Annotated in this window: 7 protein-coding genes; 1 reads left to right on the top strand and 6 read right to left on the bottom strand. The window is 62.9% G+C overall.

The annotated features are described in order from the left end of the window. The first annotated feature begins 10 nt into the window (after positions 1-10). Positions 11-169, top strand: a complete 159-nt coding sequence (locus VF436_RS19950; protein ID WP_330905805.1) for a hypothetical protein — start codon at positions 11-13, stop codon at positions 167-169. 166 nt (positions 170-335) lie between these two features. Here the strand turns inward: VF436_RS19950 and VF436_RS19945 are convergent, their stop codons facing one another. The 6 genes from VF436_RS19945 to VF436_RS19920 form a co-directional block, all read right to left on the bottom strand. Continuing rightward, positions 336-2,117 (bottom strand): DUF885 domain-containing protein, encoded by a 1,782-nt coding sequence (locus VF436_RS19945; RefSeq protein WP_414649886.1) that lies wholly within the window; start codon positions 2,115-2,117, stop codon positions 336-338. A gap of 89 nt (positions 2,118-2,206) precedes the next feature. Continuing rightward, entirely contained in the window at positions 2,207-2,911 is a 705-nt protein-coding gene (locus VF436_RS19940; RefSeq protein ID WP_330905803.1) for a YafY family protein, read from the bottom strand. 76 nt (positions 2,912-2,987) lie between these two features. Next, positions 2,988-3,392 carry a GFA family protein gene (locus VF436_RS19935; RefSeq protein ID WP_330905802.1) on the bottom strand — a complete coding sequence of 135 codons (405 nt, stop codon included), beginning with the start codon at positions 3,390-3,392 and terminating at the stop codon, positions 2,988-2,990. A gap of 2 nt (positions 3,393-3,394) precedes the next feature. Beyond that, entirely contained in the window at positions 3,395-3,577 is a 183-nt protein-coding gene (locus VF436_RS19930; RefSeq protein WP_330905801.1) for a hypothetical protein, read from the bottom strand. A gap of 7 nt (positions 3,578-3,584) precedes the next feature. Then, entirely contained in the window at positions 3,585-4,193 is a 609-nt protein-coding gene (locus VF436_RS19925) for a DJ-1/PfpI family protein (RefSeq protein WP_330905800.1), read from the bottom strand. Positions 4,194-4,385: 192 nt separating this feature from the next. Continuing rightward, positions 4,386-4,854 (bottom strand): AraC family transcriptional regulator (locus VF436_RS19920; RefSeq protein WP_330905799.1); only part of this gene is annotated, 469 nt, incomplete at its 5' end.

Raw genomic sequence — 4,854 nt, 5'->3', positions numbered from 1 at the left:
GCCGCAGGAGATCAAGGAGCTGCCTGCGGATGACGAGCTGATTTTCTACGAGGGTTGCAAGCCGATTCGCGCGAAGAAGAACTGGTTCTTCAAGGACAGGATATTCAAGCAACGAGCGGCCATGGCGCCGGTGGAGCGGGGCGCGGGAGGTTGCGCTCGCTTGAAATAAAGCCCGGTATAGGAGCGACTTCAGTCACGATGCAATCGGCGATGCAGTCGCAGATTGGGATTTTAAAACCCTCAAGCCGCGACCACCTCACGACTGAAGTTACTCCTACCAGGCAAGGCGTAACGGTGCGCTCCTGCTGCTCATCCCTCGGGCCGAACTGACGGCCCTACTTCTTCTTTCCGCAGTCGCAGCCGAACTCCGGCTCCGGGCCGCCTTCGGCAATAAAGCGATCGATGCGCTTTTCCAGTACCGGCAATGGCACCGAGCCCAGCGACAGCACCGTGTCATGGAAATGTCGGATGTCGAACTTCGGGCCCAGATCCTGTTCAGCTTTCTTGCGCAGCTCCAGCAGCTTGAGATAACCGAGTTCGTAGCTGAGCGCCTGACCGGGCCAACTGATGTAACGATCGACTTCGTTGGCAATCTCTCGCTCCGAAAGCGCGGTGTTTTGTGTCATGTAGTCGATCGCTTGCTGGCGCGTCCAGTCCATGTGATGGATGCCGGTGTCCACGACCAGCCGGCAGGCACGCCACATCTGGTAGGTGAGATAACCGAAGTGTTCGTACGGCGTCTTGTAGATGCCCATCTCGTTGCCGAGATATTCCGAATACAGGCCCCATCCCTCGCCGTAGGCGGAGATGTAACCGTCACGACGAAAATCCGGTTGCCCGTGCTGCTCTTGCGCCAATGCCAGTTGCAGGGAATGCCCGGGCATGGATTCGTGCAGCGTCAACGCCGGCATGTTGTAGAGCGGACGCGAGGGCAGATCGTAGGTGTTGACCAGATACGTGCTCGCCCCGCCACGACCTGAGGTGTAGTACGGCGCGATATCGGGGGCGACTGGCTCGATCGCAAAGCGCTGGCGGGGCAGGCGGCCAAAATAGTGGTCCAGTTGCGCGTCGACCTGCTTGGCTACCCAGGCGGTGCGCATCAGCAGCTCGTCAGGCGTCTTGGCATAGAACTGCGGATCGGTGCGCAAGTAATGCAGGAAGTCGGCGAAGCTGCCCTTGAAACCGGTGTCTTGCATGGTCTTGACCATGTCCGCGTGCAGCTTGGCCACCAAGTCCAGGCCGATCTGGTGCACGGCGCCGGGTGCCAGGTCCAGCGTGGTGTATTCGATGATTTGCTGGCGATACCAGGCTTTGCCATCGGGCATCGCTTCGGCGGCCAGGGTCGTGCGTGCCTTGGGCACGTATTCGTTGCGGAAGAAGCTCAACAGCTGCGCATAGGCGGGAATGATCTTGCCGCCGATCAGCTCGCGCGCCTGCTGGCGCAGGTGTTCGGCGTCATCGGCGCCGATTTGCTCCGGCAGGTGTTCGAACGGCTTATAGAAACTGCTCTGCGTGGGGTCTTTCAGCTCCGCGACGGCGGCAATCGATACGTCGCGACCCTTGAGCACCTCGCGCGGCACGCTGAAGCCGCGCGCCAGGCCTTCGCGCATGTTGTCGATTTCCTGGCCGAAGTACGCCGGCACCTGGGCGAGACGATCCAGGTATGCCTGGTAGTCGCGCAGCGTGCGCAGGTTGTCGCCATCGAGCTGGTAGCTGACGTCGCTCCAGAAGGCCGAGTCACTGTTGAACGGCATCTGCCATTGCTTGAACTGCTGCGCGGCAAGCAGGTTCTGGATCTGCGCGCGATAGACGGCATAGTTGATCTGTTCTTCGGCCGACAACTGTTTCATATCGATGCCGTCGAGCTGGCGCATGACTTGCTGCCATTCGTTCTGCCGGCGCATCTGGCTGGCGGCATCGACCTGGTCCAGGCGCGCATTGTTGACCTGGGTTTCGCCGGAGGTCTGGATGCCAGACTGGCCGTTGCGCCACGCCCACTCCTGGGTATAGATCTGGCGAAAACGTGCGTCGGCATTTTGCGTCGTGTCGGCGAACGACGCCACCGGCAGGGTCAGGGCCAAGGCCAGCCAGAGTGTGTTGCGAATGGAGTGTTTCACGGTGCGATCCCCAGGACGGTACCGCCGATCATCGCACGTAAACCACCGCCCAATGACCTGACCCGATGCCCGTGGCCGATGGGAAGCCGTTATTCCATCGAGGCGTATTCGTTCTGCACCGAGCGCAGATAGGCTTCAAGGTTGCGCCCTTCCTGCTCGACGAAGGTTTCATCCGTATGGCGGCATTCGGCGATGCGGTCAGGGCGGAAATTGCGAAAGCCGTTGCGCAGGCGGCACCAGGCACCGAGTGTCCAGGTGCCACCCCAGAATGCCAGGCAGAGCGGCTCGATATCGCGGCAACTGCTGCGCCCACCCTGGTCGCGGTAGTCCAGTTGCAGCACGCGTGACTCGGCGATGGCGCCATGCAAGCGGTCGATCAGGCCGATGAATGCCGACGCCTGCTTATCACGCCATACCGGTGCGTAGATGCGGGTGCGCGAGGCACGCTCGCGCAGCTCGGTGGGCAACACCGCCTCGATCTTGAGCAAGGCGGCGCGGGCCCCTTCGGCAAGGCGTTCGCCAGCGAAGGCGCGAACGAAACGCGTGCCGACCACCAGTGATTCGAGCTCGTCGGCGGTAAACATCAGCGGTGGGATGTCCGAACCCTTGCGCAGCATGTAGCCGACGCCGGCCTCGCCTTCGATTGGTACGCCGGAAAGCTGCAAGTCGGCCACGTCGCGGTAGACCGTACGCAGCGAGACGTCCAGCGTCTGGGCAAGCTGGCGCGCGGGCAGCGCCGTACGGCGCCCGCGCAGGGCATGGATGATGAGGAAGAGGCGGTCGGCACGGCGCATGCGCACATCATGACCGATCCTGGGCCGCCGGTCTTGCGGCACAGGTCATGGATGAGGGCGAGATGGATGGCCATGTTCACAGATGGCGCGTTTCTGCTGGTGCGTTGAGCCAGTTGTCGTTACGGCCGTCTGAATAGTGCAGCGGCGATTCCGCCCATTCGGCATCGCTGGCGTTGTCGAGCGTGGCGATGCTTATGGCCACGAAGTCACCTCCCAGCGCTTCGATGTGCCCACGTCCGAAGGTCTGTACGCCGCAGTGCTGGCAGAACAGGTGGTCGGCGCTACGGGTGTTGAATCGATAACTGCGCAGGGCTTCCTCGCCGCGCAACAGGCGAAAGGCCTCGGGTTTGAGCACGGTGCTCCAACTGCGCGTTTTCTGGCAGAACGAACAGTTGCAGCGACCCGTGCCGGCGGCCAGGTCGATATCGGCTTCGTAACGAACTTCGCCGCAATGGCAACTGCCCTGATACGTCTTGAGCATGGCTATTTTTCCTTCGAGTGCCGGAACCATCCGGCAAGCAATGCGAGCAACAACGCCCGCTGTCGGGTGGGCGGTTGGGTTTGTTCGGATGGCTGGGGCCGGGCGTGTTGGCCTTCGACCAGCATTCCGCGCAACTGCACGGGTCGATACGCGGCGATCAGGGCGCGTTGCCAGGACTTGTCCATGCCCCGGTCACGCTGCTGCCGCATCGCCGCCCAGCCACGGCGGCATCGCCGCGTGCTTGAACATGCGATACCAATGTTCGCGATCCAGTGGGCTGTACAGATCCAGCGCGCGAATCACTTCCCGCGCCAATTCCACGCTACCCAGGTGACTGGCCGTGATCACCCGGTCGTGGTTCACCGCCAGCGTCTGACTGTCATAGCGCTCTTCGCCGCGATAGCGCGGCACATGCATGCTTATCTGACCTGGCCAGCTGGCTGTATGGCGACGCCCCTCCAGCAAGCCGGCGCGGGCCAGCGCCAACACGCCCGAATCGATCGCAGCGATGGTGGTGCCTGCGCGATGCATGCGCGCGATGGCCTCGACCCACGTGCTCGGCTGCCGCCGCTCCCACAGATGGCCACCGGGCAGCACGACCAGCGCGGCACTCGCCTCGTCGATATCTTCCAGCGTCAGTTCCGGCAGCACCCGTACGCCCGCCATGGACCGCACCGGCTGCATCGAGAACCCCAGCGTACGCAGTTGCCAATCGCCGGGCCGGCGGATCTCGCACAAGGCCAACGCGGCATGCCAGTCGGCAAAACCGTCGAAAGCCAGGAAATACACTGTGTCTCGCATGACCACTCCCTCCGTTTGGTGAAAGGATGGTGGCGGGGGGATGCTGCCAACGTGCTGTCAGCAGGGGTAGTCGGGTGGGGGCGGGAGACGGGTAGCGGGGTGCCAGTCTGCTCGCTTGCCTTTACGTGGCAGGCTGCGAAGACGTTGTTGCAACCGGATGGTTTGTGTCTGGCGGTCGCCCTTGCGCCCCCACTAATCACCTCGCATCTGCGCAATGCCTCCGCCAACCCCGATGCCGCCCCTGCGCAAATACACCGTCGGCGACACGCCAAGTGTGCGCCGGAACATCGCCGTATAGGCGCTGGGGCTGTCATAGCCGTGTTCGAGTGCCACCTGTAGCACGGGTGTGCCTGCTGCCAGGCGGGGCAGGCTGAGCAGTAATCGCGTGCGTCGCAGCCACTGGCCGAAGCTGAGGCCGAGTTCACGGTGGAACATGCGCGCCAGCGTGCGTCCAGTGACGTGCAGTTCGGTGGCCAGTGTTTGAAGCGTGACCGGCTCGCAAGGGTTGTCGATCAGTCGCTGGCACAGGCGCGCCAGGCGTGGGTCGTTGGGCAGGGCCACGTGCAGGTGCAGGCGCGGTGCGCTTTCGATCTCGTCCAGGATCAATTCCATCACCCGTTCGTCGCGTCCACCGGCGGCATAGTTCAAAGGGATGCGGGTA

This window comes from Dyella sp., assembly GCF_036384435.1.
Classification (GTDB): domain Bacteria; phylum Pseudomonadota; class Gammaproteobacteria; order Xanthomonadales; family Rhodanobacteraceae; genus GSA-30.
The sequence above is the reverse complement of the archived record's forward strand: the minus strand, read 5'-3'. Positions and strand labels throughout refer to the sequence as shown.